We start from the raw sequence: 4,509 nt of genomic DNA, 5'->3' as shown, positions 1-4,509 counted from the left end.
CGAGGGTAAGGTTCTCGCCTTCTAGCCCTTCGACAAGGCGCCATCACGATCATTTCCGCTGATCATTTGGCTCAAGCGAATTCGTGTGACACGGCAGGCCGCGCCACCTACATACCGCCATTCCCTTGTTGTTGTGCATGTCGTTGTCCCAAAACCGCTACGCACTTTTGGGCGACATGCATCAGGAGTGGTCGATGGCGACGGACGTAATTTCCGAGAGCGGTGCGAAAAGCGATTTCTGGCAAGGCGTGCGGCTCTCGATGCCTGTCGTGGTGGCGTCGGCGCCGTTTGCGGTGCTGTTCGGCGCGCTCGCCGTCGACAATGGCTTCTCGGTCCTGGAAGCCTTTCTGATGAGCGCACTGGTCTATGGCGGCGCCAGCCAGATGGTCGGCATCCAGCTGTTCGGCCAGCACGTGGCGCCGTGGCTGATCGTGCTGTCGATCTTCGCCGTCAATTTCCGCCATGTGCTCTATTCCGCTGGCATCGGCCGGCGCATCGCCCATTGGCCCGTCATCAGCCAAGCGCTCGGCTATTTCATCCTCACCGACCCGCAATTCGCGGTGGCCGAGGCGCGGGCGCAATCCGGCCAGACGGTCGGCTTTGCCTGGTATCTGGGACTTGGCCTGCCGGTCTATGTGTTCTGGGTGATCGAAAGCGCGCTCGGCGCGGTGTTCGGCAAACTGATCCCCGATACGCACGCGCTGGGTATCGATTTCCTGCTGCCGATCTATTTCCTCGGCCTGGTGATGGGCTTTCGCAAGCGGCCGCTGTGGCTGCCGGTGGTGATTGCCAGTGCGGCCGCCTCCATCGTCGCCTACAAGACGGTGGGCTCGCCCTGGCATGTCTCGATCGGCGCGATTGCCGGCGTGCTGCTGGCGGTCATCCTGCCACCTCACCACAGCGGCGTGAAGGCACGGCCATGAGCACGACATTCTGGATCATCATCGCCGGCGCGATCGCCACTTATCTGACACGGATCGGCGGACATCTGGTCATCTCTCGCTTCGACACCATCCATCCGCGTGTGGAAGCCGGTCTCAACGCCGTGCCGGCTGCGGTGCTGACGACGCTGGTGGCGCCGGAGCTGTTGAACGCCGGGCCGGCGGAATGGGCGGCGCTGGTCGTCACCGCCGTCGTGTCACTGCGCGGTGGGTTGATGGCGATGTTCTTGGCGGGTGCGGCGGTACTGATCGTGGCGCGGCAGTTCGTCGGCTGATCCTGCGAGCGCGATTGTTTTCGAACGCTGGTGCCGCCCCTCATTGCCCTGCCGGGCATTTCTCCCCCTAAACGGGGAGAAAGAAGCTCACCTCAAATCTTCGCGTCATGCGGCAGCGGCGCTGTCGCCTTTTCCAACCAGGCCAGCGTCTCGCCGTCGAGCATCGGCCCGATCTCGGCCAGCACGCGCGCGTGGTATGTGTCGAGCCAGTGCAGCTCCTCGCGCGTCAACAGATCCGACCGCACCAGTCTGGTGTCGATCGGCGCCAGCGTTAGCGTCTCGAAGCCGTGCATGGCGATGTCGCCGCCCTCGACCTCTTCAGCCGGCGTCACCAGGATGAGGTTCTCGATGCGGACGCCGTAGGAACCTTCCTTGTAGTAGCCCGGCTCGTTGGACAGCATCATGCCTTCAAGCAGCTTTTCGGTGCCGGTGCGGGCAATGCGCTGCGGCCCTTCATGCACAGCCAGATACGAGCCGACGCCATGGCCGGTGCCGTGGGCGAAGTCGCAGCCGTGCTTCCACAGCGCCATGCGGGCGACGGCATCGATTTCCGAACCGCGCGTGCCGGCGGGGAAGCGCAAGGTAGAGATGCCGATCATGCCTTTCAGCACCAGCGTGAAGCGTTCGCGCATTTCCTCGGTCGGCTGGCCGATGGGCACGGTGCGGGTGATGTCGGTGGTGCCATCCTGGTACTGCGCGCCGGAATCAAGCAGGAACAGTTCGCCGACCTGCAGCTTGCGGCTGGTGGCGCGCGATACGCGGTAGTGCATGATGGCGCCGTTCGGGCCGGCGCCGGAAATGGTGTCGAAGGAGACGTCGCGCAGCGGCATCTGGGTTTCCTCGCCGGTCTGCCGCCGCGACTCCTCCAGCCTGGTGACGACTGATATCTCGTCGAGCGAGCCGGGTTTTTGCCGCTCCAGCCAGCACAGCAGCTTTGCCACAGCCGCGCCATCACGCCGATGCGCGGCGCGCGAACCGTTGATCTCGGCCTGGTTCTTGGTGGCGCGTGGGATGCGGGCAGGGTCGACTGCTGCAATCACGGTGCCGCCATTGGCTTCGACCAGCATGCGCAGCCTGTCGGCAGCCAGCACCGGGTCGAGCGCGATTTTCGCGCCACTCTTGGCAAGCGCCACGATTGCCGCTTCGAATTCGCCGGGCTCATGCGGCTCGGCGAGTTGGGTGAGGTAGGCCGCGACCTGACGCGAGAATTTGCGCTTATCCATGAACAGCTGGTGCGACCCATCGGCGGCGAGGATGGCGAAGCCGAGCGCCAGCGGTGTGTGGGGAACGTCACCGCCACGGATGTTGAAGGCCCAGGCGATGGAGGAGGGGTCGGTCAGCACGGCATGGGTGGCACCGTCCTCGGCGATCGCAATTGCCAGCCGCCCCAGCTTGTCCTTGGCGAGTTCGCCGGCGAAGCCGATCGGATGAAGCTCGACGGGCGTCACCGGCGCCTCGGGCTGATCCTTCCAGATGATGTCGATCGCGTTCTTGTCGAGCGGCACCAGCACCGCACCTGATTTGTCGGCCGAGGCCTGCAGCGCCTTGATCTCGCTGATCGTGTGCAGCCATGGATCGAAGCCAAGCCGCGCGCCCTTGCCGATGTTATCCTTGAGCCAGACGGCCGGCGGGTTGTCGACCAAGCTTTCGATTGAAAAGACATCGAGATCGACCTCGCTGCGTACCTGCAGCGTGTAGCGCCCGTCGACAAAGACGAAGGCGCGGTCGCGCAGGACGATGGCGACACCGGCCGAGCCGCTGAAGCCGGTCAGCCATTTCAGCCGCGCCGAACGGTCGGCGACATATTCACCCTGGTGCTCGTCGGCGCGAGGCACGATAAAGCCATCCAGCCCGTTGGCTTCAAGCCATTGGCGCAGCAACGCCACGCGCGGCTTGCCGACGGCCGGGTCGCCCGCGGAATCGAAGGTCTGGAACATGGTGGGCCTCCTGCAGTCAGCACAACCGTAGCGTACGGTCGCGGAAATCGGAATCGATTTCCGGCTGGGCGCAACCTGCTACAGCATCGCTTGACTGACAACCGGCGGAACTTGGTCCAGCTCGGTCGTTGCCGGCCTATCTGCCTCAATGCTTGAGGTGAATCGTCACCCAGCCCTCGCGGTGCAAGGTGCGCACGTGGCGAAAATTCTGGCCGACATAGGCCGAGACGACGGCGTCGCGCTGGCGGTCGAGAATGCCTGACAGCACGATCGAGCCGCCAAGCGCGATGTGACCTGCCATTTGCGGCGCCAGCCGCATCAGCGGCCGCGCCAATATGTTGGCGACGATGAGATCGAAAGGCGCACGTTTGCCGAAGATCGGATGGTGGAAGCCCGGCGCGGTCACGGTCTCCACCAGCGCCTTGACGTGGTTGAGTCGTGCATTGGCGGCAGCGACTCTCACCGCCACCGGATCGATGTCGGTCGCCAGCACCGGAATATGCGCCAGCTTGGCGACGGCAATCGCCAGCACAGCGCTGCCGGTGCCGAGGTCGAGCGCATTGCGCGGACGCTCGCGCCGCACTACCTTTTCTAGCATTTCCAGGCAGCCGGCTGTAGTGCCGTGGTGACCGGTGCCGAAGGCGAGGCCGGCCTCGATTTCGATGGCGAGCTCGCCGCTGTGGCGCTTTCTGCGGTCATGCGCGCCGTGGACGAAGAAACGGCCGGCGCGCACCGGCTTCAGCTCTTCCAGCGAATGCGCCACCCAGTCGATGTCGGGCAGGACCTCGCGCTCGACCGGCTTCGACAGGGAAAGCCCGGCAAGGATGTCCTTCAAGCGAGTTTCGACCATTTCGATGTCGCCATCGGCATAGAGCGACACTTCGTGGATGTCTCTGTCCTCGTCGACCTCCAGGACGGCGATCGGCAGGCCCTCTTCCTCGAAGGCCGCCTCGAGCGCCGCGAAAATGCTGATAGACTCGATCTTTCCGGTGATAAAGTAGAGGCGCGTCTGGGTCATGAAATGTGTTTCTTTTTGAGCATGATCTCAGGACAAACGGGGTTTCCGTTTGTCCGAGAAAACCGGTTCCCACTTTTCGGGATCAAGCTCTAGCCTTTCGCCGCCAGCCGCTTCAGTTTGGCGACGGCCGTGTCCGAACTTTCGCCATACGCGATGGTGCCCGCAAAGTCGCCCTTGGCGTTGAGCAGCAGCACCGAGGCGGTGTGATCCATCGTGTAGTCGCCGTCGCCGGTGTCGACCTTCTTCCAGTAGATGCCGAACGACTTGGCCATCGCATGGACCTTGTCCGGATCGCCTGTAATGCCGGTGATGCGGTCGGAGAAATTGCTGACATAGGC

Annotated in this window: 5 protein-coding genes; 2 read left to right on the top strand and 3 right to left on the bottom strand. The window is 63.8% G+C overall.

The genetic code is table 11. The features are described 5' to 3' along the window. The first annotated feature begins 194 nt into the window (after positions 1–194). Complete coding sequence (locus EN935_RS23675) at positions 195–923, top strand: AzlC family ABC transporter permease (RefSeq protein WP_126069549.1); 729 nt, start codon at positions 195–197, stop codon at positions 921–923. Continuing rightward, entirely contained in the window at positions 920–1,216 is a 297-nt protein-coding gene (locus EN935_RS23670) for an AzlD family protein (protein WP_013530970.1), read from the top strand. Before EN935_RS23675 ends, EN935_RS23670 begins: the two co-directional genes overlap by 4 nt. Positions 1,217–1,308: 92 nt before the next feature. On the opposite strand, the gene EN935_RS23665 is transcribed toward EN935_RS23670, so the two are convergent. From EN935_RS23665 to EN935_RS23655, 3 genes are all read right to left on the bottom strand, one after another. Beyond that, positions 1,309–3,153 (bottom strand): aminopeptidase P family protein, encoded by a 1,845-nt coding sequence (locus EN935_RS23665; RefSeq protein ID WP_127373658.1) that lies wholly within the window; start codon positions 3,151–3,153, stop codon positions 1,309–1,311. Between the two features lie 145 nt (positions 3,154–3,298). Then, positions 3,299–4,171, bottom strand: a complete 873-nt coding sequence (locus tag EN935_RS23660; RefSeq protein WP_127265774.1) for a 50S ribosomal protein L11 methyltransferase — start codon at positions 4,169–4,171, stop codon at positions 3,299–3,301. Between the two features lie 89 nt (positions 4,172–4,260). Continuing rightward, positions 4,261–4,509, bottom strand: a 249-nt coding sequence (locus tag EN935_RS23655) for an SCO family protein (RefSeq protein ID WP_206534554.1), incomplete at its 5' end; no start/stop codon positions are given.

The organism is Mesorhizobium sp. M7D.F.Ca.US.004.03.1.1, assembly GCF_003998635.1.
GTDB lineage: Bacteria > Pseudomonadota > Alphaproteobacteria > Rhizobiales > Rhizobiaceae > Mesorhizobium > Mesorhizobium loti.
This window is presented reverse-complemented; position numbering and strand designations above follow the sequence as displayed.